This window comes from Archangium violaceum (genome assembly GCF_016887565.1).
In the GTDB taxonomy this organism is placed as follows: domain Bacteria; phylum Myxococcota; class Myxococcia; order Myxococcales; family Myxococcaceae; genus Archangium; species Archangium violaceum_B.
In genome coordinates this window covers 2831081-2857584 of sequence record NZ_CP069396.1, presented here as the reverse complement: position 1 = coordinate 2857584, position 26504 = coordinate 2831081, and the positions used below count along the sequence as shown (strand labels likewise).

The following is a 26504-nucleotide window of genomic DNA, read 5'->3' as shown; positions in this document are numbered from 1 at the left end:
ATGGACCCCATCTTCACCCCCGAGCAGCTCGCGGAGATCAAGGCCTACCACCTGCCGCTCTACATCCGGAGCGCGGTGAGCCCCGCCGTCTACCTGGGAGTCCTGTTGTTCATCCTGGGGGTGCTGGTGCGGCCCTTCTACCGGGGAGCCGAGTCCTGTGCGGGCTGGCTGACCCAGCGGCTCGAATTCCTACGGACGGCGCCGGTCCTGCGCGTCGTCATCCAGGCCATGGATCGGCTGTGGGGAGAGCCGGGCTGGGGCGCGGCCATTCTCTTCGCGCTGTTCGTGGATCTCTTCCTCGAGCTCGTCTACGCGCCGTCGAACACGTACTTTGGCTACGTGCTGGAGCACCGCTACGGCATGTCCGCGTACACGCCGCTGCGGTACGCGCTGGACGAGCTCAAGGGCATTGCCGTGGAGGGAGTGGCCACCTCGGCGCTGGTGCTGGGCCTTTACGGGCTGGCGAGGCGGGTGAAGCGCTGGTGGCTGGTGCTGGGAATCCCCTCGGCGCTGCTGCTGCTGGTGTCCTCGGCGCTCGACCCCTACCGCAGCCGTGTCTTCTTCGACCAGAAGCCCCTGGAGCAGGGGCCCGTGCGCGAGCGCATCACCGCGCTGATGGCGAGCGCGGACATCCCCTTCCAGGACGTGCTGGTGGAGAAGACGTCGGTGGCCAGCAAGCGCCTCCAGGCCTATTTCGCGGGCCAGGGTCCCACGCGCACCATCGTGCTCAACGATGTCCTGCTCCAGGAGCTCGCGCCGGACGAGCTCCTCGCCGCGGTCGCGCACGAGGCGGGCCACGTCCACGAGCCGAAGTGGCCGGGACGCATCGCCTCCTCGCTGGCGCTGGTGGCGCTCCTCTTCGCCATCGACCGGCTGTTGCGGCACTCCGCCGCACGGGGCTGGTTCGGCACCACGCGCTTCGCGGACATCCGCACGCTGCCGCTGCTGTGGTTGCTCACCTTCGTCATCTTCTTCCTGAGCACACCTCTCTCCGCGGCCTTCTCGCGAGAGCGAGAGCGCGAGGCCGATCGCTACGCGCTGCGCCTCACCCAGGATCCCGATGCCTTCCGCCGCATGCTGGTGAAGGCGGCCCGGGTGAACAAGATGGACCCCGAGCCACCTCGCTGGGTGGTCCTCAAGGGCCACAGCCACCCGCCCATCGGCGAGCGCCTCGCCGCGGTCCCTCCCCCCGCGCCCGGTCCCCAGACCCCTCCCGCCGCACGGGACGTGCCCTGAAAAAAGAGCGCCGGCGGGAGGGCCCACCTCATCGGTGAACCCTCCCGCCGGCATCTCCCGCCGGGCCGCATGTCCCATGGACCGCGCCCCTCCGCGGCCCGGCTGCTCCCACACCGTCCCGGCCCCTACGCCTGGGCCTTCGCCTCCTTCATCTTCTCCACGGCCGCCAGCGCGATGGCCTTCACCAGCGCCCTGGCCCGCCGGCCCGCCGACGTCTCCCCGTGCGGGTCCGCCTCCACCGCGTTGGCGATGTCCGTGAAGCCCTGCCGGTTGCCCTGCCGCAGGTACAGCTCGCCGCGGTTGACCAGCGCCACCGGGTTGCGCGGATCCCTCTCCAGCGCCGCCGAGTACTCCCGCATGGCGTCCTGCAGACGCCCCAGCTTCTGGTACACCGTGCCCAGCGCCGCGCGGCTCGCCGTGTCCTTCGGGTTCCCCTCCACCAGGCCCTCGAAGAGGATGCGCGCCTCCTCGCACCGCCCCGCCGCCGCCAGGTCACACCCCACCTGGGCGATCGCCTTCGCCTCCTCGAAGGTCATCCCCTCCACCTCCGCCCAGGTCATCTCCCCTCGCACGAACGCCTTCAGCTTCTCCGTCGTCGCCGTATCCATGAGTCCTCCCTCGTACTTGATGACGCGTCCCATCCGAGCCTCACGCGCTCCGCATGTTGGAGAGCGCCGTCTTGGCCATCTCGTTGAACTTCATGGACATCGTGCTCATCATCTCGAACATCATCTTCCGCTTCTCCACGAGCTGCTGGAGGCGCGTGGTGATGCGGTCGACGTCGCGCTTCGCATCCGAGAGCGCCTTCTCGTTGCCCTTCTCGTTCGAGATGCCGGCCATCTTGTCCTGGGCCGCCGCGAGGTCATCCATCGTGTCGAGGATCTCCCCGTCCATCCGCTCCGTCAGCGCCATGAGGATGGCCTGGATCTTCTCCTCGAGGCCCATGTTCGGGTCGTTGATGATGTCCTTGACGCTGGAGCTGGCCGGGCCGCTCCTCGGGGACGGCGTCGACGTCGCCGGCTCGTCGGTCTTCTTCCCACCAGCCGGAGGCTGGGTACCGACGGACGTGCCCGGCGGGGGCGGGGGCGGCGGCGCGGCCTGACTCTCACCACGCACGCCGTACTTCGCGATCCGCGTCTCCACATCACTCAGCGCCGCGCGCACGTCCTTCGTGCTGAAGGTGCCGTCCACGAATCCGCCCTTCTGGCTCGCCGTGTCGAGCTGGGTCCGGTACTCGGGATGCGCCAGGAGGAACCGCGCCGCGTTCCGCACCGATGCCGGCATGCTCGCGCTGTCGGCCACCTTCTCGAGCGTCTGGCGGGTGAACTTGCCGTTCTTCACGTTGTCCACCGTGTCGAACAGGGTGAAGTTCGCATCCAGCGTCTTCAGCGCCTGGCGGTACTCCAGGATGCTCGGGTCCAGCGCGCCATCCGGACGCACCTCTCCCGGAGCCGCGGAGCCCTTCGTCCCCTGCGTCGCCGGTGAGGCGTCGTGGGTCGAGCTCTTGCCCCCCGGCTTCGCGTAGCCCTCACAGGCCACCTTGTCGTCCTTCGACGGCGCGAACTCGGTGTAGGCCGCCTGGTTCTGCGACAGCTCCTTCGCGAGCCCCATCACACCGGCGGCCGTCAGCAGCACGTTGCCCGTCACCGCCCCCGTCACGGTCTTCACCGCATTGGTGATGACCGGCGGCAACCCCAACCCATTGCCCAGCGCATCGATGAGCCCGCCGGCCGAAAGAAAGTTCACCCCACTGCTGATGGCCTTCCCAATACCCCCAAAGAAGTCACTCATGGACCCTCCCGCGCGGACCGAGAGGCTCCATGCCCCTTCCGCCGCGCCGTGTTCCGCGCCCGACGCATTGCAGCGGGGATGCCGACCTCGGAGCGGGGCCCGACTCCAACGAATTCAGCGGGTTGGCCCGCTCCCCCGGCCGAGTGACGTCCTGCCCCGCGGACGGAGCGGTCCACGGCGGGAGATTGCGATTAGATTCCGCCGCGCATGCGCGCCCTCGGCCTCGACTACGGAACCAAGACGATCGGTGTCGCCGTCTCGGATGGACTGGGCCTCACCGCCCAGACGGTCACCACCATCCGCCGGACCAGCCTCAAGGCGGACCTCGCCGCCCTGGGCGGCCTGGTGCGCGAGTACGAGGCCGAGCGCTTCGTCGTCGGGCTCCCCCTCAACATGGACGGCTCCGAGGGCCCTCGCGCCGAGGCCACCCGCAAGTTCGTGGACGCCCTCACCCAGACGCTCGGGCTGCCGGTGGAGCTGTGGGACGAGCGCCTGTCCACCGTGGCCGCCCAGCGCACCCTGCTCGAGGCGGACCTGTCGCGCGCGAAGCGCCGCGAGGTCATCGATCAGATGGCCGCCCAGTTCATCCTCCAGGGCTGGCTCGACGCCCGGCACCCGGCACACGAGGCCTACGATGACGACCCGGAGACGTGAAGTGGCGCGTCAGCGGGCTCGCGGCGCGAAGTAGCGCCCTGCTCCCGCCCTCCTCCACGGACAGGAGAACGGGTGCGCAGCGGGGATGCTCTCCCTTCGAGCCAGGGTGTCCATCTTTGGAAGGCAAGGGACTGATCCCTTTCATCCAGAGGTGAGCCATGGCGACGACGACACAGGACAGAGCACGGTGGGGATTCCTGGCGGGCGCTCCGGAAAAGGTGAGCTGGGGCTCCATCTTCGCGGGGGCCGTGACCGCGCTGGGGTTGTGGGTGTTGCTGTACGCGCTGGGTCTGGCCCTCGGGTTGTCCTCCATCAATCCGCAGGACACCGGGAGCGCGAGGTCCTCCGGCATCTTCACCGGCATCTGGAGCCTCGTATCGCCACTCATCGCCCTCTTCGTGGGCGGCATCGTGGCCGGACGGAGTTCGGGGGCCCAGACGAAGGCGAGTGGAGGCATCCACGGGCTCGTGATGTGGGGTCTCACCACGCTCGTGGGACTCTGGTTGCTCGGCAATCTGGTGTCCGCCCTGGCGGGCGGCCTGTTCTCGGTGGGCAAGACGGCTGTCCAGGCCACCGGCTCGGCGGTGTCGGCGGGAGCCTCCCAGTCCGGAGACCTCGGCCAGGCGGCCCGGAGCTTCGGGCTGGATGCCGATGATGCCCTGCGCCCCGTCAACGAGCGCCTGCGCGCGGAAGGCAAGCCCCAGGTGACGGCGGACCAGCTCCAGGCCGCTACGAAGGACGTGGTGCAGACGGCGGTGAGGCAGGGCCGGCTCGACCGTCAGCTCCTCGTGGACTCTCTCGCCCAGAACACGGCCCTCTCGCGCGCGGACGCCGAGGACGTGGCGAACCGGATCGAGGCGCAGTTCAACGGCTTCCAGGCCCAGGTGGGTCAGGCGGCCCGGACGGTACAGACTGGCGCGCTCCAGGCGGCGGACGTCACGGGCAAGGCGTTCTGGGGCGTCTTCGGCGCCCTCTTCCTGGGGCTCATCTCCGCCATCCTCGGGGCCACGGTGGGCGTGAGCAAACACCAGCGCATCTACGCCGAGGGCGCGGTGGTGACTCCGCCACCGGAGGGCGGTCTGCCTCCCACGCGCCGCGAGGTATACCCGTGAGCGCTCCCACGCGGTGAAGCATGGCGGTGGGCCCGGGGCGGCACTGCGCCCCGCTCACCGCCAGCCCCGAACCGCCCGGATTCATGGCCGATACCTGGAACGGAATGCGGCCGGACGACCAACGCCCTCCTGTCCCCGGGGATAACAGTCCCCATTCTCACCCCTGGCCGCCGCGCACGTCTCCCCTCCCCTGGCACCCGCCACGAACGAGGGGGGAACGGAAGTGGCGCGGTCCGCCGGCGTGATCACGAAACAGGAGGCAGCCATGTTCCAGCGCAGTCAGTTGAAGGAAGGCATGACGGTCCGCAGCTTCGACGGCGAGAAACTCGGCAGGGTGTTCGCCTTGAGCGATGACGCGTTCCACATCGAAAAAGGTCTCTTCTTTCCGAAGGACTACCTCGTGCGGTACGCGGACATCTCCGACATCCGCGATGGGGAGATCATCCTCCTACACGGACGTGAGAGCCTCCGACGCCTCTCCGGCGACGAGAAGTACAGCACGACGAGCGGCCTGGGTGCGGACACGACGGCCGGCATGAGCACGGGCGCCACGAGTGGCCTGGGCCTGGGCGCGACGGACACCGGACTCCGGGCGGATGCGAGCACCACCCGCACCGAGCGCTCCTGGGAGGGTGGCGGCACGGACGAGGTCGCCATCCCGGTACACAAGGAGCAGCTGGACGTCACCAAGCGCGAGGTGCAGGCCGGTGAGGTGCGCATCCACAAGGAAGTGGTGGAGGAAGTGAAGACGGTGGACGTACCGGTGCGCCGCGAGCGCGTCCGCGTGGAACGCCGCGATGTCACCCCGGACCGGCCCGCGATGAACGCCTCGTTCCAGGACGAGACGGTGGTGGTGCCCGTGCGCGCAGAGGAGGTGGACATCCACAAGCGCCCGGTGGTGGACGAGGAAGTGGTCATCCACAAGGACGCCATCGAGGAGGAGCGCCGCGTGGCGGAGCCGCTGCGGCACGAGGAGGTGGACGTCCGCACGTCCGGGGAGACGGAGGACTCGCGCAAGCTGAACCTCGGTCCCGATGACGATCCGCTCCTGCGTCGGCGCTGACAGCCCCGAGGCAGGCCCGCTCGGGTGAGAGGGCAACCGAGCAGACGGGGGCACGGTGGCCCCGAGCCCGCGCGGGCAGACGTTCATCCCATTGCCTTCCCCCACCTGGGAGAAGCACTCCGCCGGGGCGCGTCCAGCGCCTCATCCAGCGAGTGCCCGACGTGTCCAGGTTGGGGGGAGGAACGCAGAACCGCACCTATGACCGAGCCCCCGAGCTCCAGGCCCATCCTGGTCGTCGACGATGACCCCGACATCCGCGAAGCCGTCCGAGAGGTCCTGGAGTTCGATGGCCACCAAGTCGTCCTCAAGGCGAACGGACGCGAGGCGCTGGATGCCCTCCCCCATCTGCCGGAGCCCTGCCTCGTACTGCTGGACATGATGATGCCGGTGATGGACGGCGCCGCGTTCCTGCAGCACTTCCGGCGGATTCCCGCCTACAACACCATCCCCGTCATCCTCTGCACGGCGAGCATCCACGCCCCCCCGCCCGGAGCGCAGGGGCTTCTCGGCAAGCCTTTCGAGCTGGATGCCCTGCTGGCCCTCATCCAGGAGCACTGCCGCTGACCGCTTCGCCAGGGGCCTCCGAGCCCCCTGCGTACCGGGGCAATCGGACGATGAAGGTCGTCCCGTCCCCCACGTGGGAGCGCACCTCGACGGTGCCACCATGGGCCTCGGCGATCCGCTGGACGATGAAGAGGCCCAGCCCCAGGCCCGAGGTCGGGTGGCCATCCCCCTCCACGGCTCTCCGGAAGGGCTCGAAGATGCCCGACAGCAGCTCGCACGGGATGGGAGAGCCCTCGTTGTGCACCTCCACGCGCACGCTGTCGCCCTCGTCGTGGAGCCTGAAGTCCACGCGCGTGTCCGGAGGGCTGTAGTCCAGCGCGTTCTTCCCCAGGTTGCCCAGGAGCTGCGCCAGCCGGTCCGGATCCCACATCCCGTGGAAGTGGCCCTCCGCCACCAGCCGCAGCTCCCGCCCGGGATGGCTGATCTCCAGCTCCTCCATCACGTGACGGCACTGGTGCCGCAGGTTCATCGGCTGGCGATGGATGGGGATGCCACCCCCCAGCCGCCCGCGCGTGAAGTCGAGCAGCTCGGCGATCATCCGCCCCATGCGCTCGCCACTCGCGGCGATGCGGCGCACGGTCTTCAGCCGGTTGGCGGGAAGGTCATCGGCGTGCAGCAGCGCGTTGGCGGACAGGAGGATGGCGTTGAGTGGGTTGCGCAGGTCGTGCGAGACGATGCCCAGGAAGCGCTCGCGGAACTCCGCCGTCTGGCGCAGCTTCTGCTCCTGGCGCTCGCGCTCGGTGATGTCCAGGATGACGCCGCCCACCCCGAGCACCCGCCCGTCCTGCCCGCGCACCGGGAAGAAGTCCGCCACCCAGTGGTGGAGGACACCCGGGTCATTCGCGGGGGCCACGCTGAACTCGTTCCCCCGGGCCGCCTCGCCCGTCTCCAGCACCTGCCGCAAGCGGGGCTCGAGCATCGACGCGCTGGCGGGGACCACCTCGGACACCCGCTTGCCCAGGTGGTCCTCCACGGGCAGGCCGTTGGCGGTGGCCAGCGCCTCGTTGATGTGCACGTAGCGCAGCTCCGTGTCGAGCAGGGCCAGGCCCGCGGGAGCCGCCTCCACCAGGGCATCCACCTGCGCCTCCCGCAGGAGCCGCTCCGTCTCGTCGCGGGCGGTGAGCACGGCCCCGGCCAGGGAGCCATCCGGCAGGCGCAGCGGCGCGGCCGTGCCCACGAAGGTCCGCACCGCGCCATCCGGGCGCCGCACCTTCCACCGGACATCGCTCACCGTCTCTCCCTGGAGCGCCCGGTAGAGGAACGACTCCTCCAGCGGTAGGGGGCGCTCGTCCAGGGTGAGCAGCCCGTAGGCCTCGGACCACTCGGAGGGGCCCACCTCCTTCAGGTCGATGCCCTGCCGCCTCCTGGCCTCGGCGTTGAAGATGCGCACCACGCCCCGCGCGTCCACCATGGTGATGGCGTCACCGCTCTGCTCGATGATGAGGCGCAGCAACTGCTTGTGCTCCTCCGCCTCCTGGCGCGCGGCGCGTTCGCTCGCGGCCAGCTGCGTCTGCACGACGAGCGCGGTGGTCCGGCTCACCATGGCCCGGAAGAGGAGCTTGTCCTCGTGGGAGAACTCGAAGGCCGTGCGGCTGCCCATGTGCACCACGCCGATGACCTCGCCGCCGTACAGCAGCGGCACCCCATAGAGGGCGCGGGTGCCCCGGACCCGGATGGCCTCGCTCCGCACCAGGGGATCCGTCGCCGCCGAGCGCAGTTCCACCGGACGCCCCTCGGCGGCGATCTTCCCGCAGAACCCCTCGCCCACCCGCGAGGTGAAGCCGGAGGTCACCTCTTCCTCCAGCCCCACCGAGGCGCGCACCCGGAGGAGTTCTCCCTCGCGCAACATCAGGCTGACGGAGTCCACCGCCTCGGTGGTCTCCAACATGACGCGCAACAGCCTGGGCAGGAAGGTGTCCAGGTCCTCCGTGCCGAGCGCCGCCTCGGAGATGCGGTCGAGCGCCACCAGGGTACGCTCGCGGGCCTTCGCATAGCGGGAGACGGCGGCGGCCACGGCCTCGTCGAACGTCCGGTTGAAGCGCAACATCTCCCGCATCGCCAGGGCCATGTGCTCCGCGCCGGCCGAGGCCACATGATCTCCGTAGAGTTGGAGGACGCATGCGCGAAGCAGGGCGTACTCCTCGGCCACCGCGTCCAGGTCGAAGCCCGAGTCCAACCGCTCCAGCGCATGCACCTCCGGCACCGCCTCGAGCGTCGGGTGCTCGCCTGTCTGGGCGCTCTCCACCACGCGGGCCATCCGCTCCAACAGCTCCGGGAGATGATCCAGCAGCCGGGGCCGCGAGAGATCCCTCGTATAGGGCAGCTGGCGTACCTCCACCTCCCAGTGGGCCAGGATGTGGGAACCGTGCCGCCGGATGAAGTCCCCCAGGCCCCCCATCCCCTGCTCCCCTTCGACTCTGTCGTGCTTGACCATGCGCGGAAGAGGAAACGTCCACCGACCCACGTTTTCAGCGGCACCTCTCCCGAGCCCCTTGACGCCTGCTCGTGGGGCAGCCAGCCAGCCATGACGCCCGTTCGGTAGTCGAAAGCGATTGAAGGCAGCCGGTTGATGGCTGCCCGGGTTGAAACCCCTTCGTTGTCTGCTCAACGGGTGCGTGGGATTGGCTCCGGAGAGATGCGCCCCTCCTGGCGAAGGAGGATTGCCCGCCCTAGCTTCGCTTCTCGGGAGCCCGGGGGAGATGCGCAACTTCAACCCTCAAAGACAGCCGTACACCGTGGACATCGCGCCTGCGGCATGGCGTCAGCTGGGCGCGGTCCCGGGGGAGCTCTTCCAGCGCATCCGGCGCGAGCTGGACGCCCTCGCCGCCCTGTCCACACAGCGCCCCCCACCGGGACTGGAGACGTTGATGCGCTCCAGCCTCCCCGTCCTGTCGTTCTTCGTCGAGCGCTTCGTGGTCCTCTACGAGATCGACGATGACCGCCAGGTCGTCACCCTCCTGGAAGTCTCCCAGCGGCTGCCCCTCGATGCCGAGCCGGGAGAAGAAGACCCGAGCTTCCGGGAGGAGTGACTCCCGCCGCCGTTGGGACTGGTACGGGGCCGTGAGCATCCCCATCGTCAGTGCTCGGGAAACAACCGAATGCCCAGGGTCGCTGACTTCATCGAGAAGAACCGCGAGCAGCTCATCGAGCGCTTCTTGCGGGAGGCAAGCAAGCTGGAGTCGGCCCGGGGGCTCAAGCCCTACGAGGTCCTCGACACCCTGCCCGAGTATCTCTCGACGCTGACGGCCCTCTCCCGCCAGGGACACCGGCTCGAGCCGGAGAAGACGAAGAAGCGCCTGGAGGAGACGCACATCAGCCTGCGCCTGCGGCATGGCTACAACCAGGAGGAGGTCACGGGAGAGTACGTCCTCATCGGCCGGCTCATCGCCTCTCTGTGGGAGAACCTTCCACGAGAGGAGCAGCCCTCCACGGAGGACACGGCGCTCCTCTTCGCGGAGCTCCAGGACGCGATGAACCAGGTGGTCGCCACGTTCAGCGGCGACACCCTGGAGGATCGGCAGCGCGAGAAGCGCACCCTGCGCCGCCTCGACGCACTCGCGTCCGAGCTCATGGGGGATGTCGAGAACCCCCAACCCCTCCACGAGCGGCTCGGGGCCCTGGTGGAGGTGGTGCGACAGGCCCTGCACGCGAAAGGAGCCGCGCTCCTGCTCACGGACCCGAGCGGGAAGAAGCTCCTCCCCGCCACATCCACCGGAGCGTGGAGCACCGGGGCCGACACCGGACCCGTCCCGGTGGACTCCGCCTCCTTCGTGGCCCGGGTGGCCGCCTCCGACGAACCCGTGGAGCTGGCGGACGCGGCGAGCGCCAACCTCGAGGTGGCCGAGGCCGTGCGCCACAGCGGCGTGCACTCCCTTCTGGGCCTGCGGCTATGGCCACACGGCAAGCTCCTCGGGGTGCTCTACATCGGCATCGCGGAGCTCCGCCCCTTCGCGCCCCAGGCGAGGCGCTACCTCGAGACGCTGGTGGAGTACCTCTCCGGCATCATCGAGAAGACCCTCCTGCTCCAACGCTTCCGCCAGGCCAACGAGCAGCTGCGCCAGTCCGAGACGCGCTACCGGCTGGCGACCGAGGCCATCAGCGATGCCGTCTGGGAGTGGAACCTCCTGACGAATGAGCTCTCCTGGAACCAGGGGGTCGAGAAGCTCTTCGGACACCCCCGGGAGCAGCTCGGCGGGCACATCTCCGGCTGGTACGACCACATCCACCCCGAGGAGCGGGACCGCGTCGTCCACGGCATCCACGCGGCCATCGACGGCGAGGCGGAGCGCTGGCGGGACGAGTACCGCTTCCGCCACCGGGACGGGCATTACGTCAACGTCACCGACCACGGCCTCATCGAGCGGGACGCTGGCGGCAGGGCCGTACGGATGGTGGGGGTGATGCAGGACATCACCGAGAGCAAGGCGGCGAGCGAGGCGCTGCGGTCGAGCGAGGACCGGCTGCGGCTGGCGTTGCGAGCGGCGGAGCTGGGCACCTGGGACATGGACCCCGTGACGGGCGTGCTGCGCTGGGACGAGCGGTGCAAGGCCCTCTTCGGCCTGCCGCCCGAGGCGGACGTGACGTACGACTCCTTTCTCTCGGGAATCCATCCGGAGGATCGCGCGCACACGGCCGCGGTGGTCCAGCGGGCGCTCTCCGGTGAGAACGGGGGTGAGTACGACACCGAGTTCCGCTCGGCGGTGCCACACAATGGAGTGGAACGCTGGGTACGCGCGACGGGCCGGGCCTTCTTCGAGGGGGGCCGGGCCGTGCGCTTCATCGGCACCGTCCACGATGTCTCCGACAAGAAACGTCAGGAGGCGGAGAGGCGGACGCGGGCGGAGTTCGAGGAGCAGCTCATCGGCATCGTCTCGCATGATCTGCGCAATCCCCTCAATGCCATCAACCTGTCCGTGGCGGCGCTGCTACGGAATGAAGACCTGAGCGAGCGCCAGGCGAAGGGCATCGCACGCATCGCGGCGGCGGCCGAGCGCGCGACCCGGTTGATTCGAGACCTGCTCGACTTCACCCGGGCCCGGCTCGGTGGGGGCATCCCCATCGAGCGCAGGCCGTTCGATCTCCACCACCTCACCCGGCAGACGGTGGACGAGGTGCGGTTCGCGCACCCCGAGCGGGAGGTGGAGGTGGTGCAGAGCGGTCAGGGCCGGGGCGAGTGGGACGGAGACCGGCTGGCGCAGGTGGTCACCAACCTGCTGAACAACGCACTGACCTACAGCCCCCCGGAGACGCTCGTGCGCGTCGAGACGCGCGGTGAGGATGACACCTTCCTGCTTCGCGTCCACAACGAGGGCAAGCCCATCCCCCCCGAGCTCCTCCCTCGCCTGTTCAACCCCATGATGCGCGGCACGAAGAAGGGGGACACGTCGAGCCGGAACATCGGGCTGGGCCTCTACATCGTGAACAACATCGTGCACGCGCACGGCGGCATGGTGGAGGTGTGCTCCACCGAGGCCGAGGGGACGACCTTCACCGTCCGGCTCCCCCGCGGAGCCGCATCCGCCGCGAAGAGCAGATCCACCGGCTGATGGAAACGCCTCTCATTTGCGCGCGGCGGCCGACCGGTCGCGCACGGCCTTGAACTCCGAACCCGGCTTCCAGTTCGGCCAGCGATTCGAGTTCGCCAGGTCGCGGCCCACCTCATGGAGCAACTGCATGTCCTGGGCGGCGCCGCGCAGATCCCAGTCGGCGCTCCACGCGTCGCAGGCCTTGTGGTAGCAGCGCGCGGTGTAGTCCGCGACCCAGCGCTCACCGGCCTCCCTGCCCCCGTTCACCAGATCCGCGCCACCGCCCAGCCCCATCAGCAGCAGCACGGGCACGCCGCGCCGGGCCAGGGAGAAGTGGTCGGCGCGGTAGAACAGGCCCCGCTCGGGTTTCGCATCCGGCGTCACCGTGCGCCCCTGCTTCGCGGCGGCCTGGGCGAGCGCGTCCTCGAGCTCGTTCTGTCCATGGCCGACCAGCACGACGTCGCGGGCGGGCCCGGCGGTCTGCAACACATCCATGGTCAGGTTGGCCACCATGGTGTCCAGGGGTTGGAGCGGATGCGCGCCGTAGTACTCCGAGCCCAGCAGGCCCGGCTCCTCGGCGGTCCAGGCGGCGAAGAGGAGCGAGCGCGCGGGCCGGGGCCCTGCCTGGAACGCGCGAGCGATCTCGATCAGTCCGGCCAGGCCGATGGCGTCATCCACGGCGCCGCGGCGGATCCTGTCGCCCGAGGCATCTGCTGGACCGATTCCGTAGGCATCCCAGTGGGCCGCGTACATGATGGACTCGTCCGGACGTTCCTTCCCAAGCAGGCGGCCAATCACGTTGTGGCTGTCGGCGCGCGTATGGGTCAGGGCGTAGTCCGCGCTGAAGCTGGCACCCTTGAGCGCCACCGGTTTGAAGCCCGCCTTGCGCGCCTCGAGCTTCAGCGTGTCGAGCGACAGGCCCGAGCGGGCGAACAGGTCGGCGGCGACGTCGCGCTGGAGCCAGCCCTGCAGCAGCACCTTCTCCTTGGCGGGGTTGGCCCGGACGATGTCGTAGCTCTCGCCCGTGCCGGACTGGAGCGTGGACCAGCCATAGCCCGCCCCCGGCGTCTCGTGGATGATCAGCGCTCCGAGCGCCCCCTGTCGCGCCGCCTCCTCGAACTTGTAGGTCCAGCGGGCGTAGTAGGTCGCCGCCCGGCCGCCGAATCGACCGAGGACGGGCTCACCCTCCTGGGCCTCGAAGTCCGGATCATTGATCAGGAAGACGGCGATCTTCCCGCGCAGCTTCACGCCCTTGAAGTCGTCCCATCCCCGCTCGGCCGCCGAGACCCCATAGCCGACGAACACCAGCGGGGCCTTGTCGATCTTCACGCGCTCCATGGGGCGCAGGGTGGTGACGATGGCCTCCTGGCCCTGGCGCAGCGGGGTCGTCTTGCCCCCGGCACGCAGGCTCAGCCTGGCGTCGGCGTTGCGCACCTGGAAGTGGACCAGGGGCACCTTCTGCGTCCAGCCGCCGTTCTCACCTCCGGGCTCCAGACCCACCTCCTTGAACTGACCGATGAGGTACTCGACGGTCTTGGCCTCACCGGGCCCGCCCGGCGCGCGACCGGCGAACTCGTCGGAAGCGAGCGTCTGGATGATGCGTGAGACCCGGGCCGGGTCGATCGGCCCCGAGTCCTGCGCACGGCTCACCTCCGCGCGCAGCAGGCAGACCACGAGGACCAGGGCACCCAGGGAAACGCGCATCGACACTCTCCAGGAAGGTGGGAGCGGGAACCTAACGTGAACCCTTGGCCGAGGGGTGAGCCGAGAAAGGAATCACCGGGAAGGAACCGGTACCGGTGCCGCCGCCAGCAACTGCGCGAGCAGCTCGCCCTTCTGTCCGTCGGGAATGAGGGTCACCTTCGCTCCGCTCTCCTGGAGCCGCTGCAGCTCCAATATCTCGAACATGGCCGACGCGACGGCCGGGTCCTGGGAGATCCGCTGCAGCGCCGCGCCGACAATGCGCGGGCGCAGGGCGGCCGCCTTGGCGAACTCGATGGCGGCCTGCCGCTCGGCGGTGCTGGTGATGATGCTCACCTGGTTGGCTCCGTCCTGGCGGATGGCCGAGGTCACCTGCCGGAGCCGGTTCACCACCTTCTCCTCGATCTGGCGGATCATCCCCACGTCGCGGAAGTGCACCTTGCGGATGTAGACCGAGCCGAGCTGGTAGCCGTAGGCGTGCGACATGGGGGAGACCTCGGTGCGCACCGTCCGGCTCATCCCGTGCCGGCTCTCGAGCATGGTGGCGAGCTTCATGTTGGACAGGCAGCGCACGGTGGCGTTGCTCACGTTGGCCGCCAGCGAGCCGCGCGGATCCGCGTTCTCGAACAGGTACTTGAGGGGATCCGAGATGAACATCTCGTACCAGATGCCGATCCCCATCGGCGCGCCCTCCTCGGAGTTCACCGCCTGGCTGCGCAGGTACTGCTGGTCCAGCCGCAGGTCGAGCACGTGGCAGCGTCCCACCCAGTTCACCAGGAGCGCCTTCCATCCGAGCCGGGCCCAGAGGAAGTGCAGCCCGGGCTCGTCCAGTACGGCCACCACCTTGCCGAGGAACACATAGACCCGGCACGTGCGCTCCTCCACGGTGACGTAGAGGCCGAACATCCGGCACAGGCCCAGGAAGATGGGCTCGCCCATCGTCATGGCGAGGAAGCCGATGACGGCGCCGACGAGGAAGCCCATCATGACTTCACCCCCACCACCACCTGGCTCGCCTTGGAGAAGAGACCGAGGCGGATGTTGCGCAGGTAGGCCTCCAACGCGCCGGGTCCGCTCTGGTGGAGCAGCGAGAGCTGCGTGGCCATGGCGGTCAGGGGCTCCACCTCGGCCTGGGCCTTCAGGGTTTCGATCTCCACGGCCCGGCGCGACTGGACGATCTTCTGGTCCGCCGCCGCCTGAGCGAGGCTGATGTCCGAGGAGACATGGTTGTGCGCGGTGTTGATGGCGGCGAGCGCCGACTCCACCTCTCCCGGCGGATCGATACCGGTGATGAGCGAGGCATCCAGGACGATGCCATAGCGAGACAGACTGCCGCGGCACTCCCGGTCCATGTGCTCGTTGAGGTCGCGCAGGTTCTTGCGCAGGTCGTTGATGGAGACGTCGGAGACGATCGTCGCCTCGACGGCCTGCAGGGTGCCCTCCTCGGCCGGGGGAGGAGGCGGCGCCTCGAAGCTGGCGATGCGCTCGCGCAGGATGGAGATGAAGTAGCCCATCACGTGCGCGATGGGCCGCTTCACCGCGAAGAGGTACGCATAGAGGTTCTGCTCGGAGACGCGGTAGCGCAGCTGCCCGGTGAGACCGGTGTTGAGCTGGTCCTTGGTGACGGCCTCGAGCACCGTGCCGCCCTGGTTGGCGCTCGGGGACTCGGGATCATAGGCCATGTTGAGCGTCTGGGTGGCCACCGACACCTTGACCACCCGCTCCCAGGGCCACTTGAAGTAGGGGCCCCCCGGATGGATGACCTCGAGCTGGGGGTAGACGTAGCGGTCCTCGTCCGCGCGCGCCAGGCCCTCGCTGACGGGACCCCGCTTCGTCGTGGGCTCCCCGGCGAGCCTCACCGCGCGGCCGAAGCGCACCTTCACCGCGCGCTCACTCTGCTCCACGGTGAAGAAGCCGGTGAGCACACAGCGCACCACGAACCAGCCCACGGCTCCAAAGACGATGCCCGTGCCCAGACCCACGGCCTCGAGCCCCAGCGCTTGCAGAAAGTCCATCGGCCACTCCTCGGAAGGTGTCGCGAACGAGCGGACATCATCATCCGTGGAGCGTTGCCCGTCAGGATTTCCCTCTTCGAGGACCTGTCGTCAGGCGAACGGCTCTCACGAGAGCAGGGGGCCCTACTTCGATGGCGAAGGGTGCTGCGGCGAGCCAACAGGAGAGCCGCTCTGCTACACCGGACAGATCGCCTTCTGCGAGGTCCGAGACGCCCGTGGCGAGCCCATCCGCTGCGTCGGAGTTCTCTCTGGCCCATCGAGTGCTTCTTCCCCCAGAAAACGTCCGGGAGTTGCCATTCGCCAGCCGCCCCCGCCCCGGACGCGCTCATGACTCCATGGATTCCTCGAACGAGGTGTTATTCTTGGAATTACTAGAAGTGCGGAGTCATGCCATGAAGCTTCAGTGGATCCATGTGCTCGCCGCCGTGTGGATGGCGGGATGTGGTGGCAACGTGGACCTGTCACCCGGCACGGGGGCGCGGACGCTGGCGCCCGGCCAGACGCTCACGCTGACGGCCGGCCGTGACTTCACCACCACGGATGCCCATGGCACCTGGACGCTCTTCAGCAGCTGGCAGGACACCAGCGGCGCGTGGCACGAGGAGGCACCCACGCTGGTGGAGGTGAAGACGGGCACGCCCCCGCCCTTCAACTGGCGGCTGGTCTGGCAGGACGAGTTCGACGGCTCGGGCCTCCCGGACCCGACCCGCTGGGGCTACGAGGTCGGCTACGTGCGCAACGGCGAGCTCCAGTGAGGGGACGAGTGACAAGTGGCCCTTCGACAAGCCCCACTACCTCCTGCTGAATCTGGCGATTGGCGGCTCGTGGGGAGGTACCCAGGGCGTGGACATGAACCTGTTCCCGCATCGCGTGTACGTGGACCACGTCCGCGTCTACGAGCACCTCTAACAAGGTCCACACATGAAGACATCGAATGGGCGGAAGCTCTCCCACGCGGCACTGTCCCTGACGGTGCTGGGCGCACTCCTCGGAGCCGCGCCCGACTCCCACGCGCTCGGGACACAAGGGGCCTGTCAGGACAACCACATTCCCGTGGCGCTCGCGCCCGGCCTGCCCGCCGACCAGGAGGTGTTCGCGCGGCTGTGTCTGCCCCCGGGACAGACACCCGCCACGGTGCAGCTCCTGATACACGGCATCACCTACTCCCATCTGCACTGGGACTTCCCGGACCCCACCGGCCACACCCAACGCTACTCCTATGTGAGCGCGGCGCTGGACGCGGGCTTCGCCACGCTGGCGATGGATCGGATCGGCAGCGGGAAGAGCTCCCATCCGCCCGGGGCCACCGTCTCCATCGACTCCAACGCGTACGTCGTCCACCAGGTGGTCCAGGCGCTGCGCGCGGGCCAGGTGGCGGGGCCCTCGGGAGCGGTCGGCTTCCAGAAGGTGGTCCTCGTCGGACACTCGTACGGCTCCTTCACCTCCTGGTACGAGGCGAGCGACTACCGGGACGTGGACGGCGTCATCCTCAGTGGCGTCAGCCATACCATCCAGCTCACATCCCCGCTGCGGGTCCTCGTGCCGCTGTATCCCGCCGCGCTGGACCCGGCCTTCTTCGGCCAGGGCTATGACCTGACGTACATGACCACGCAGCCCGGCACGCGCTACGGCGCCTTCTATGCTCCGGGACAGGCCGATCCCGCGGTGGTCGCCCTGGACGAGCGGACCAAGGGGACGGTGACGGACACCGAGTTCTCCCCCTTCGCCGTCATCCTCGCCCGGCCGCTGGACATTCGCGTCCCCGTATTGCTCGTCAATGGCGCCGAGGATCGGATCTTCTGCGGCCCCACGCTCTCCGGAACGGTCTGCTCCAGCGCGGAGGCCCTGATCGCCGCCGAGAAGCCCCGGCTCGGAGCCCAGGTGCCCTGTGTGGAGGCCTTCGTGTTGCCCGGCGCGGGACACGACCTCAACACCATCCTCGACGCCCAGCAGTGGTTCGCGGTCGCCCAGAGCTGGATGACCCGACGCATTGGCGCGGGCGCCGACCAGACGCCTGGCTGCGGCCCGTGAAGACTCCGCATGTGGCGCTTTCGACGAGCGTCTCATCAAGGGAGGCGGCTGGGGTACGGAACCTGCTAAGTTGAGGTCCTGGGAGGTAGTCCCATGACCTCACATCGCCATTCTCCTGTTCCAGGTACCTCTGACGTGAGGGCATCATGAGTGCGCTCGACATGCCGCCACTGCCGCCCGGCCCCGCTACCGCAGCCCCGAGGCGTGGCGCTTCGGCCGGGAGAACAAGGACGTGCCGGGCGCGCACTACCGGGCCGGGGTGGGCGATGACCTGTACGCGTTGGGTGTCGTCTTCTACCGGCTGCTGACAGGCAGAGACCCCTTCCTGCTGGGCGAGCGTGGAGGCGTGGACGTGGAGGCCGTGCTGCACGAGGCGCCGCTGCCGCCGCACCTCGTCAACCCGCGCGTGCCCCGAGCGGTGGAAGAAGTGTGCCTGCGTTTGCTGGAGAAGACGCCCGAAGCACGCCATCCGGGCGCGGTGGCGCTGTGCGCGGCATTGGAGAAACTGAGGGCCCGGGCGGACGAGTCCTGGAAGGTGCCACTGCTCGGCAGGGCTCGTGCGGCCGGCAAAGGCAACCGGTGGGCACGCGTGCGGCGTGCGGCGGCCTGGGCGGGCGTGGGGTTGGGACTGGGGCTGGTGCTGGGCGGCGCATGGCTCGCTGGACAGTGGAGGGCCAGGCGCGAGATGGCCACCGTCTCCTCACCCGTCACGTTGCCCGCTGAGTCTCCAATGCGGGAGGCCAGTGTTGGCCAGGAAGTGGCGGCCTCGGAATCACCGCCGGAATCTTCACGGGCCGCGACTCCGCCGCCGGTGGAGTATCCCCCTGCGGCCGCCGCCCCGCCCGCGGCGTCCGGAAAGGACACAGCTCCCGTGAAGAAGCAGCAGAAGCAGAGGACGAAGGACCCTCAGCGTGAAACGCAGTCCAGGAGCGAGGGGGCCGTGGCGCGCAACGTGTGTCTGGGTTTGACCGGAGTTGCCCTGCAGGCCTGCCTCAGTGCGCAGCAGCAGGTGCCGCCGGTGCGCCCGATGCCTCCACCCCAGGAGTGCCCTGCCGGCGCAGTGGAGACCATGACCCGCACGCTCGGCCTCGACATCGGAGAAGTCACCAGCGGCGACTGGTCCGATGTACGGGGCCGGCCTGTTCCCGTGCACGAGGACACCCCCTTCCGAGTGGCGGGTCTTTGGGGGGACAAGCTGCCGCACAAGACCCTCCTCTACGGGCGGCTCTACTTCGGGGAGAAGCGCGTGTACGGCCGCTTCACCGAGGCCCGCACACCCACCGGGGAGACGTACAAGGTCTGCCTGCGACTGAACTACCGCAACGTGCCCGGCACGCTCATCCAGCCCGGCAGCACGCCGGAGAACATGCTGGTCGGTCCCGTCGCGGAGGTGGAGGTCGTGGACCACTTCGACCAGGCCGACGGAGTACCTGTCGATAGCGAGCCGCCATGCACTACCGGGCGGGAGGTGTGGTAGAGGCCCACTTCTCCGGTCTCATCCACGTCCCTGGAGGTTCCCGCCCCGTGTTCGCCCTGTCCTGCGCTGCCCCCTGGGGTTCGTCCTGCTCACCGCGCCCGCTGGAGCCGCCGAGCGGACCCCACTCCCCATTTGCGAGACGGGCACACGCCGCATCGAGCTGAAAGCGGATGCTCCAGACAAACCCCCGGAGGTGTGCATCCACCCGGAGCTGTCCACCAACCTGTTCTTCGACTCGAAGCTGGCGCGTGTGGAGTTGGCCTCGCGGGAGCGGTTCCGGGTGATAGAGGGGGACGTCGGCCTCGCGCTCGTCCCCACCGAGATGCTTCACGATGGGGAGCGCGTACCGGTGACAGTCCACTTCCAGGACGGTGCGGCCCCGGCAAGCGTCACCTTCCAGCTGGTGGTGCACCCCTCCGAAGCCGAGCGGCAGGTGGAGGTGACACGGCACCAGCGCACGCTGGCCTCCTACCGGCAGGGCGAGCAGCAGGCGCGGGCGGAAGCTCAACAGTGCCGCGAGGACAAGGCACACCTCCAGGCCGAGTGCGGCGGGCAGGTGGGGCTCACGGGCCTCATCGCCCAGGGGCGCATGGGCGAAGGAGGCGTTGCCTACAGAGACCTCGGCTTCGACGTCACCTCACGTCCCGGCAACACTGTCACCAGCGCGTACGCGAACAGCTACCGCTCCGACACCTACCGCGAGGGCAGGAAAACCGGCGTGGTGCGGCTGGCCGTGGAACAGGAATTGACAAACACCGGAAAGACGCCCTGGACACCCGCCGGTGCGGCGCTGGTGAGTCCCAGGCGCAAGGAATTGAAGGCGCTCAGCGTCTGGCCAAGGGAGTCCATGCTCAACGGGAGTACGAGGCGCGGCTACTGGACGTAGCGGAGGAGTCGCAGCGGCTCATGGAGGAATTTGAGCGTCAGGAAGCAGAGGAGGTCGTGCCGGACGTTGATTCGGACCCGGTTGCGGCGGTCACGGCTCCCACCCATTGGCGGAAAAAGACCAATCCGGCGACGGGTAGGAACTACACCAGCGTGGAGGAGTACGACCGGGTCCCCCGCCACGCGGATCAGACCTGCAAGAACAGCCGGCTCGACGAGCTTCAGGAGGAGAAGGATCTGCTCAACCGGTCAGTCCCACCCCTCGATCCGAAGTCGCCCGGATCATGGAACGATAAGAAGATGGCCAAGGTGCCGTGCTCTAGGATCCGGCAGCGTCTTGAAGCTCAGAAAAAGCTCCTGGAGAAGCGGTGGCAGATTCAGAAAGAATGCTTTGGAGGCAAGCCCGACCCGAGCCATGAGAACGCAATCACCGAAGTAGAGAAGGGCTTCGCGAATACCAGGAAGCTTGAAGACCAGAATTGCGCCCCTGGTCATCCGATGGCGGAGCTATGAGCTATGTCGAAAGAACTCTTCGCAGCGATCGAACAGCACGATGCGTCCCGGGTCAAGGCGCTGCTGGCCGGTGGTGCCGATCCGAACGAGCCGCAGGCGCAGTGGCCGGGTTTGCGTCCGCTGCATGTGGCCATCAACGAACTCGCAGAGAGAGGCGGGCTCGACGTGATCATGGCGCTCCTTGAGCACGGCGCGGACGTCAACGCATGGAACGTCGGGCGGGACGTGACCCCCTTGTTGGTGGCGGTCTTCGAAGGCCAGCAGGCGGCAGTCGAAGCGCTCCTGAAGGCGGGGGCTGATCCCAACGTGCGCAGCAGCGAAGGGGACACGCCGCTGCGGGCGTGCGCGGGCGTGGGCGATCTGGGCATCGCCTCGCTCCTCCTGGGCGCGGGGGCCGCCAGGACGATCAACGAATGGGGCGGGCAGGCCGGATACACTGCGCTCGGGCTTGCGGCATCGCGGCTGGACATCCCGATGATGAGGCTGCTTCTCGACGCGGGCGCCGATCCAGAGGCCCCGGACGAGGACGACCGGCCCGCCCGCGACCGCCTGCCGCCGCGCGGTGCATCCGATTCCCCAATATGGGACGCAGCGTTCGAACTCCTCCGGGGAGCGCAGGGCCGCAACCCGTAGAATGTGGGGCGCGCACCTCCGGCTCACGGAGGCGCCGCTCGACGTGGACAACCCCACGCACCTGGACGCGCTCCTGCGAGCCTACAAACGCTTCCCGGAGAGCGGCGGGCGCGCAGCCCCTTGAGGCCGGCACGGCTCGCGGGGGGAACTGCTGGCCGCCCCGCTGCCCTGCGCTCTCGCGGCAGGCGTCAGGACGACCCGCTCAATCCACTACGCACGCGCCCTTCAAGCCCGCCATGAGCGAAGCAACTCGGGCAGCGGGTTCACAGCGTCAACGAAGCCGGAAGGGCTGCGAACTGGCGCGGAATCGTTCCCTCTCCGGCTGGTATCGACGGTGCGGCTGGCCGTGTTACCGGAACTCGTCCACGATGAAGACACCCGCGCTGGAGGAATCGAGGACGGAACGACGGACCGTGGCCACTACTGCAACGGCAAGCACCACTGGGTGATGCTCCTGGTCGCGGAGAATCAAACCATCAGGAACGGTGCACTTCGTCAACAACTACCACGATGGCAAATTTTACATGGGAATTGGCGCGAGCGATGACGTGGTTTCGCTCATCGAAGGCAATTATTTCTCGACGGCCTCGTACTTCTTCCCCGTCTATCAATCCAGTACGAACAAGGTTTTCGCCCCGCTCGATTTCGTCGGTGATCTCCGCGATCAATGCGTCGTCAACAGGTCGACGTCGCCCGAGCGACGCACGAAGATGACCGGGTTGCAGGACACGTGGACCCCCACGAAGAGCGAGTCCGTTCACGGGGAATGACATGGCCGCGAGTCGTTCAGCGTGCCCGTCCGTTCTGTCGCGGACTACCGGCTCCATTCGCCGCACCTGCGGCGACCTGTCGTGTAATAGAGAGGCGCTTTCCACCCCTTTGGAGGAACGCGATGAGCCGATTCATCTGGTACGACCTGATGTGCTCCGACCTCGCCGGTGCGAAGGCTTTCTATTCGGACATCATCGGCTGGAAGACCGAGAAGTTTCCGGGCGGTGACTACGAGCTCCTGAAAGCCGGCGACAAAGGCGTCGGGGGCATCATGGCGCTGCCTGACGAGATGAAGCGCGCTGGCGTTCCGCAGCACTGGATGGGCTACATCCACGCCGACAACGTCGATGCCACCGCTCAGGAGGCGCGGAAGATGGGCGGCAAGGTGATGTCGCCTCCCTCCGACATCCCCACCGTCGGCCGCTTCGCCGTCCTCGAGGATCCGCAGGGTGCCGTGTTCGCCGTCTTCAAACCGCTGCCCCGCGAAGGCGAGCTCGCTCCTCGCGAGCTGCTCGGCAACTTCAGCTGGGCCGAGCTCAACACCACGGATTGGCAGAGCGCCTGGAAATTCTACTCCGCGCTCTTCGGCTGGAAGGCCACCTCGTCCATGAACATGGGCCCCGAGTTCGGCGAGTACTTCATGTTCGGCACCGACCCCAAGCAGTCGATGGGCGGGATGTCGAATGCCGCCAACATGATGAAGGCCCCTGCTCACTGGCTGCACTACATCAACGTGAAGAACGCCGACGAGACCGCCAGGCGCATCCCGGAAAAGGGCGGAAAGGTGCTCAACGGCCCGATGGACGTCCCCGGCGGAGACCGCATCGCCCAGTGCATGGATCCGCAGGGCGGTGTGTTCGCCATCTATTCGGCGGCCAGGCGCGCGTAGCGCTCCTGGTCTGCCGAGCCGGTGGATGACCCCGTCCCCGCCCACCGACCGCTCCTCGTCGGCGAGCTGCTGACGCTGCGCATGGGCATGGGAGCCATCTTCACGCCGGGCGACCATCCCATCTCTTCCGGGAGCGCCTCTTCGAGCCGCTGGGCATGAAGGACACCGGCTTCAGCGTTCCGGCCGACAAGCCGGCGGAGGCCGTCCATGAGCCAGGCCGCATCGCGGCTCGCGGCTTTACCGCACCACGCGGCCTGGGTCGACTCTTGCGCCGGGTACACTCCGCCTGCCTCCACACCTCACGGGGAGCCCTAAAGGTGGGTCGTGCTCGGTGTGAGGGTCTCGGCCTCGGAGCGGAGATGGCCGAGCCATGCCGTGATGGCGGCCTCGAGCTGGCCTCGCAGGGCCTCGGGATCCTGCCGGACGACTTCACCGCTCCAGGACTCGACGGTGCGGACCAGGGTGGTCCGGCCAGTCGAGTCACCGGGATCGAGAGTCCATACGTGGATGCCAAAGATTCCATGGGTGTCGCCCGACCAGGCGAGCCGCTTGCCGGGTACAACCTCGCCGATGGTGGAGACGATGGCGAGTCCAGCGGTCGTCCACCGGAACGTCGAGCCAACCGCTACCGCACCGCCGAGGACGGCGGTGCTGATGTCGGGGTTCCAGTCCGGCCACCGGTCGATCTCCGTCAGCAGGTCCCAGACACGGGCGGGTGGAGCCAGGATCCGGATCTCCTCGGCGACGATGACGGGGGCATTCCGGTCGATGTCCATGGACGTCTCGAATGAGCTGGGAGCGAGTGCCATGGTCATGCCTCCGCCGGAATCCACGAGCCGTGCACACCACCGGGGACGTGGCGGGGGAGCTCCACCACCGCCACGGGCTCGCCAGCGATGTGGGTGGCGTCGAGCACGAGCAGCTCCGCCGGCGACTGGTCGGCGTTGCTCACCACGGTGAGGATGTAGCCGGCGTCCTCGCTGGTAGCTCCAGCCGCGGGCACGAATACCCCTTCGCTCGGCAGTTGTCCGGGGCCGAAGGAGCGGAGCTGACGGGTGCCCGTGGTCAGGTCGTGCTTCGCCAGGGCCCAGGGGCCCCGCTCGCCATCGGGAAGCGCGAGGGCGTACCCGTACCGGAAGGGCTGCCCGACCACGGCGGGACTGACCGTGGGGAACTCGACGATGAGGTCATCCACGGTCCGCGAGCCGATGACTCCCTTCTGGGGGTCGAGGATCCATCGCCGGTGGCTCGCCCCACTCAGGAGGCTTGGACCCCGGTCGGCACGACCCGCCCACCAGGCCGTTGACCGCACCCAGCCGGCGCGGTCGAACGCGGGGGCGTCGAGGACGACCCTGCCCTCCGCGTCGTCGTAGGCGTTGGTGACGTGAAGGACGTAGAGGGGGTCGACCTCGAACCAACGGACGGTTCCGCTCTCGCGGGACATGATTCCGATTCGTGCCGGGTAGTCGTCGTTCCATGCGTAGGGCATGCCCGACGTGTCGTTCATGTCGAACACCACGGGCATGTCGAACCAGACGATGTGGCGCCGGGTGATGGCGAAGTCATGCATCAGCGATGGGCCGGCGCCGGGCACCACCTCGGCCCGGATGATGTCTCCCTGGGGCGAGGCGACGTAGTAGGTGAGGTACGGAGGGAAGGGTCCATAGCCGAAGAAATGCAGCTCTCCGGTGCGCGGGTCGATCTTCGGGTGGGCCGTCATCGCAGTGGTGAGCCTTCCCGCGAAGTCGAACACTCCCACGGTGTCGAGCTCGGGCGTAACCTGGAAGGGAAGGCCCGCCTCGTTGAGGGCGAGAATCCGGCCCGCGTGGCTGATCGCATGGGTGCCAGCGGAGTGGGCGGTATAGTCAGGGCCGTGTTCGGTCATGTAGGGCGCGCCCTGGAGGGCGGGCGTTCGGACCCACCGGTTGCGGTAGGATTCGGCTCGCCCTTCATGGAGCCGAATCCCATGGAGCATGCCACTGCCCTTGAACCAATGAATCGGCACGACGCCCGGCATGGGGTTGTGGCCGTTGCGCACCAGTTGCCCATGGAGCTCGGCCGGCAGGGTGCCTCGCACTCGCAGGTGGGTGGCGGTGATTTCGTCGGGGACTGGCGTGAACGGACCGGTCAGGAATGGAGCGGGGGTGGTCATGTGCGTGTGTCCTCGTGGGTCAGGGGTTGTGGGTTACAGGTGAAGCAAGCGCCGCCGGCGGGGTGGGTGCGCGCAGCGCCAGGAGCGCGGCGAGACCCGTGAGCAGCGAGGCGGCGAGGAACGCGGCGCGGTAGCCCTCGGTGAGGGCGGCCACTCCGGGCTCCGCGGTGCTCCCGATGCGGCTGGCGGCAAGTGACATGAGCAAGGCCAGGCCGACAGCGCCGCCGCACTGGCGTGTGGTGCTCACGAGCCCGCTGGCCAACCCGGACTCAGCCAGTGTGACGCCGTGAGTGGCGAGGCGGGTCAGTTCGACGAAGGCGATGCCGAGGCCGGTGCCAACCAGGAGCGAGGGGCCGAGGAGGTGTGCGACGAAGGTTCCTTCGACCGGGACCCGGCCGAACCAGGCAAGCCCGACGGTGAGGAGCACGAGGCTGGCGACGAGCGTCTTCCGGGCCCCCATCCACCCGGTGATGCGGCGGACATGGGCCGAGGCGGCCGTGAGCGTCACGGCGAGCGGCAGTTGTGTCAGCCCGGTTCGGAGCGGGCCATAGCCGAGGACTTGCTGCTGGTAGAGGGGAAGGAAGAAGAACAGCCCGACCCAGGCGCCCCCCACGAGTGTCATGGCGGCGTTGGCGAAGCGCACGCTCGGGTTGGCGAAGATGCCCAGATGCACCAGAGGCGCCGCACTGCGCCGCTCGACCTGGACGAAGGCGACGAGCAGGAGCGCCCCGGTCGCGAGGAGCCCCAGCGTGCGGGCCGAGAGCCAACCGTCGCGCGTGGCACCAGCGAGACCATAGGTGAGGAGACCGAGCGCTGCGGTGACCAGGAGGGCACCGGGAGCGTCGAAGGCCGGCCGCTCGGAAGGCCTGGGGGATGAGACGACCCGGGAACGGGACATGGCCAGGGCCACGACCACGAACGGGACGGCGACGACGAACACCGAGCGCCACCCGAATGTCGCGGTGAGCAGCCCTCCCGCGATGACCCCCGCGGCACCGCCCGCACCGGACACCCCTCCCCAGACACCGAGAGCCACTCTCCGGGCCTCGCCACCCGGATAGAGGGTGAGCGCGATGGACAGCGCCGTGGGAGACAAGACGGCGGCGGCGACGCCCTGCAGGCCTCGGGCGGCGATGAGGGAGCCGGCCCCAGGCGCGACGGCGGCGGCGAGCGAGGCGATACCGAAGGCGGCCAGGGACACCGTGAAGACATGGTGGCGCCCGAGGATGTCGGCCGCCCTCCCGCCGGCGAGGAGGAAGCCGCCAAAGGCCAGGACGTAGGCGTTGACCACCCAGGTCAATCCGGCTGGCGCGAGCCCCAGGCCGACGCGAATCGACGGCAGCGCGATGTTGACGATGGAGGTGCTCAGCACCACGACGAACTGGGCCAGGGCCAGTGGGACGAGCGGCCGGAAGTCGCCGACGGAGGCACCGGTCGCACGCGCTCTTTCGTTAGTGGCTGTCATATTGGTTAGATGTTGTAACTAAACTAA

At 68.6% G+C, this 26504-nt stretch carries 25 protein-coding genes; 16 read left to right on the top strand and 9 right to left on the bottom strand.

Annotated features, from left to right (window positions below; all coding sequences use genetic code 11):
- Window positions 1-1236 (top strand): M48 family metalloprotease, encoded by a 1236-nt coding sequence (locus JRI60_RS11845; protein ID WP_204225959.1) that lies wholly within the window; start codon window positions 1-3, stop codon window positions 1234-1236.
- A 125-nt stretch (window positions 1237-1361) separates the two neighbouring features.
- On the opposite strand, the gene JRI60_RS11840 is transcribed toward JRI60_RS11845, so the two are convergent.
- Window positions 1362-1877: a tetratricopeptide repeat protein gene (locus JRI60_RS11840; protein WP_204225958.1), complete on the bottom strand. Its 516-nt coding sequence runs from the start codon at window positions 1875-1877 to the stop codon at window positions 1362-1364.
- A 7-nt stretch (window positions 1878-1884) separates the two neighbouring features.
- Window positions 1885-3027 carry a hypothetical protein gene (locus JRI60_RS11835; protein WP_204225957.1) on the bottom strand — a complete coding sequence of 381 codons (1143 nt, stop codon included), beginning with the start codon at window positions 3025-3027 and terminating at the stop codon, window positions 1885-1887.
- A 207-nt stretch (window positions 3028-3234) separates the two neighbouring features.
- Between JRI60_RS11835 and ruvX the strand changes: the two genes are divergently transcribed.
- The 4 genes from ruvX to JRI60_RS11815 all read left to right on the top strand — a co-directional run bounded on the left by ruvX (window position 3235) and on the right by JRI60_RS11815 (window position 6420).
- On the top strand, window positions 3235-3681 hold the full coding sequence (ruvX, locus tag JRI60_RS11830) for a Holliday junction resolvase RuvX (protein WP_204225956.1): 447 nt from the start codon (window positions 3235-3237) through the stop codon (window positions 3679-3681).
- 158 nt (window positions 3682-3839) lie between these two features.
- Entirely contained in the window at window positions 3840-4793 is a 954-nt protein-coding gene (locus JRI60_RS11825; protein WP_204225955.1) for a hypothetical protein, read from the top strand.
- Between the two features lie 265 nt (window positions 4794-5058).
- On the top strand, window positions 5059-5856 hold the full coding sequence (locus JRI60_RS11820) for a YsnF/AvaK domain-containing protein (protein ID WP_204225954.1): 798 nt from the start codon (window positions 5059-5061) through the stop codon (window positions 5854-5856).
- Window positions 5857-6054: 198 nt separating this feature from the next.
- Window positions 6055-6420 (top strand): response regulator, encoded by a 366-nt coding sequence (locus tag JRI60_RS11815; protein WP_204225953.1) that lies wholly within the window; start codon window positions 6055-6057, stop codon window positions 6418-6420.
- Here JRI60_RS11815 and JRI60_RS11810 read toward each other — a convergent pair.
- Window positions 6398-8854 carry a PAS domain-containing protein gene (locus JRI60_RS11810; RefSeq protein WP_204225952.1) on the bottom strand — a complete coding sequence of 819 codons (2457 nt, stop codon included), beginning with the start codon at window positions 8852-8854 and terminating at the stop codon, window positions 6398-6400. The genes JRI60_RS11815 and JRI60_RS11810 overlap by 23 nt on opposite strands.
- Window positions 8855-9119: 265 nt before the next feature.
- Here JRI60_RS11810 and JRI60_RS11805 point away from each other — a divergent pair, with 265 nt between their 5' ends.
- Window positions 9120-9449 carry a type II toxin-antitoxin system RelE family toxin gene (locus tag JRI60_RS11805; protein ID WP_204225951.1) on the top strand — a complete coding sequence of 110 codons (330 nt, stop codon included), beginning with the start codon at window positions 9120-9122 and terminating at the stop codon, window positions 9447-9449.
- 69 nt (window positions 9450-9518) lie between these two features.
- Window positions 9519-11966: a sensor histidine kinase gene (locus JRI60_RS11800; protein ID WP_204225950.1), complete on the top strand. Its 2448-nt coding sequence runs from the start codon at window positions 9519-9521 to the stop codon at window positions 11964-11966.
- A 12-nt stretch (window positions 11967-11978) separates the two neighbouring features.
- Here the strand turns inward: JRI60_RS11800 and JRI60_RS11795 are convergent, their stop codons facing one another.
- The 3 genes from JRI60_RS11795 to JRI60_RS11785 form a co-directional block, all read right to left on the bottom strand.
- Window positions 11979-13649, bottom strand: a complete 1671-nt coding sequence (locus tag JRI60_RS11795) for a M28 family metallopeptidase (protein ID WP_204225949.1) — start codon at window positions 13647-13649, stop codon at window positions 11979-11981.
- 72 nt (window positions 13650-13721) lie between these two features.
- Window positions 13722-14633: an SPFH domain-containing protein gene (locus JRI60_RS11790; RefSeq protein WP_204225948.1), complete on the bottom strand. Its 912-nt coding sequence runs from the start codon at window positions 14631-14633 to the stop codon at window positions 13722-13724.
- Window positions 14630-15661, bottom strand: a complete 1032-nt coding sequence (locus JRI60_RS11785; RefSeq protein WP_204225947.1) for an SPFH domain-containing protein — start codon at window positions 15659-15661, stop codon at window positions 14630-14632. The genes JRI60_RS11790 and JRI60_RS11785 overlap by 4 nt, the downstream gene beginning before the upstream one ends.
- Before the next feature lie 392 nt (window positions 15662-16053).
- Between JRI60_RS11785 and JRI60_RS11780 the strand changes: the two genes are divergently transcribed.
- The 9 genes from JRI60_RS11780 (at window position 16054) to JRI60_RS11745 (ending at window position 22860) form a co-directional block, all read left to right on the top strand.
- On the top strand, window positions 16054-16416 hold the full coding sequence (locus JRI60_RS11780) for a hypothetical protein (protein ID WP_204225946.1): 363 nt from the start codon (window positions 16054-16056) through the stop codon (window positions 16414-16416).
- A 166-nt stretch (window positions 16417-16582) separates the two neighbouring features.
- Window positions 16583-17692 (top strand): alpha/beta hydrolase, encoded by a 1110-nt coding sequence (locus JRI60_RS11775; RefSeq protein WP_204225945.1) that lies wholly within the window; start codon window positions 16583-16585, stop codon window positions 17690-17692.
- A 232-nt stretch (window positions 17693-17924) separates the two neighbouring features.
- Window positions 17925-19169, top strand: a complete 1245-nt coding sequence (locus JRI60_RS11770; protein ID WP_204225944.1) for a hypothetical protein — start codon at window positions 17925-17927, stop codon at window positions 19167-19169.
- Window positions 19123-20055, top strand: a complete 933-nt coding sequence (locus JRI60_RS11765; RefSeq protein WP_204228903.1) for a DUF2381 family protein — start codon at window positions 19123-19125, stop codon at window positions 20053-20055. Before JRI60_RS11770 ends, JRI60_RS11765 begins: the two co-directional genes overlap by 47 nt.
- A 20-nt stretch (window positions 20056-20075) precedes the next feature.
- Window positions 20076-20567, top strand: coding sequence for a hypothetical protein (locus tag JRI60_RS11760; RefSeq protein ID WP_204225943.1), 492 nt, complete (start codon window positions 20076-20078; stop codon window positions 20565-20567).
- A 3-nt stretch (window positions 20568-20570) separates the two neighbouring features.
- On the top strand, window positions 20571-21200 hold the full coding sequence (locus JRI60_RS11755) for an ankyrin repeat domain-containing protein (protein ID WP_204225942.1): 630 nt from the start codon (window positions 20571-20573) through the stop codon (window positions 21198-21200).
- A gap of 1 nt (window position 21201) precedes the next feature.
- Complete coding sequence (locus JRI60_RS53235) at window positions 21202-21324, top strand: DUF5953 family protein (RefSeq protein WP_430384376.1); 123 nt, start codon at window positions 21202-21204, stop codon at window positions 21322-21324.
- Between the two features lie 361 nt (window positions 21325-21685).
- Entirely contained in the window at window positions 21686-21970 is a 285-nt protein-coding gene (locus tag JRI60_RS11750) for a hypothetical protein (protein WP_204225941.1), read from the top strand.
- Window positions 21971-22092: 122 nt separating this feature from the next.
- Window positions 22093-22860 carry a VOC family protein gene (locus tag JRI60_RS11745; protein ID WP_204225940.1) on the top strand — a complete coding sequence of 256 codons (768 nt, stop codon included), beginning with the start codon at window positions 22093-22095 and terminating at the stop codon, window positions 22858-22860.
- Window positions 22861-23171: 311 nt separating this feature from the next.
- Here the strand turns inward: JRI60_RS11745 and JRI60_RS11740 are convergent, their stop codons facing one another.
- The 3 genes from JRI60_RS11740 to JRI60_RS11730 are packed head-to-tail and all read right to left on the bottom strand — an operon-like array spanning window position 23172 to window position 26477.
- Window positions 23172-23669 (bottom strand): SRPBCC family protein, encoded by a 498-nt coding sequence (locus JRI60_RS11740; RefSeq protein ID WP_204225939.1) that lies wholly within the window; start codon window positions 23667-23669, stop codon window positions 23172-23174.
- A gap of 2 nt (window positions 23670-23671) precedes the next feature.
- Window positions 23672-25012 (bottom strand): carotenoid oxygenase family protein, encoded by a 1341-nt coding sequence (locus tag JRI60_RS11735; protein WP_204225938.1) that lies wholly within the window; start codon window positions 25010-25012, stop codon window positions 23672-23674.
- Window positions 25013-25031: 19 nt separating this feature from the next.
- Window positions 25032-26477 (bottom strand): MFS transporter, encoded by a 1446-nt coding sequence (locus JRI60_RS11730; protein ID WP_204225937.1) that lies wholly within the window; start codon window positions 26475-26477, stop codon window positions 25032-25034.
- Window positions 26478-26504 lie beyond the last annotated feature (27 nt).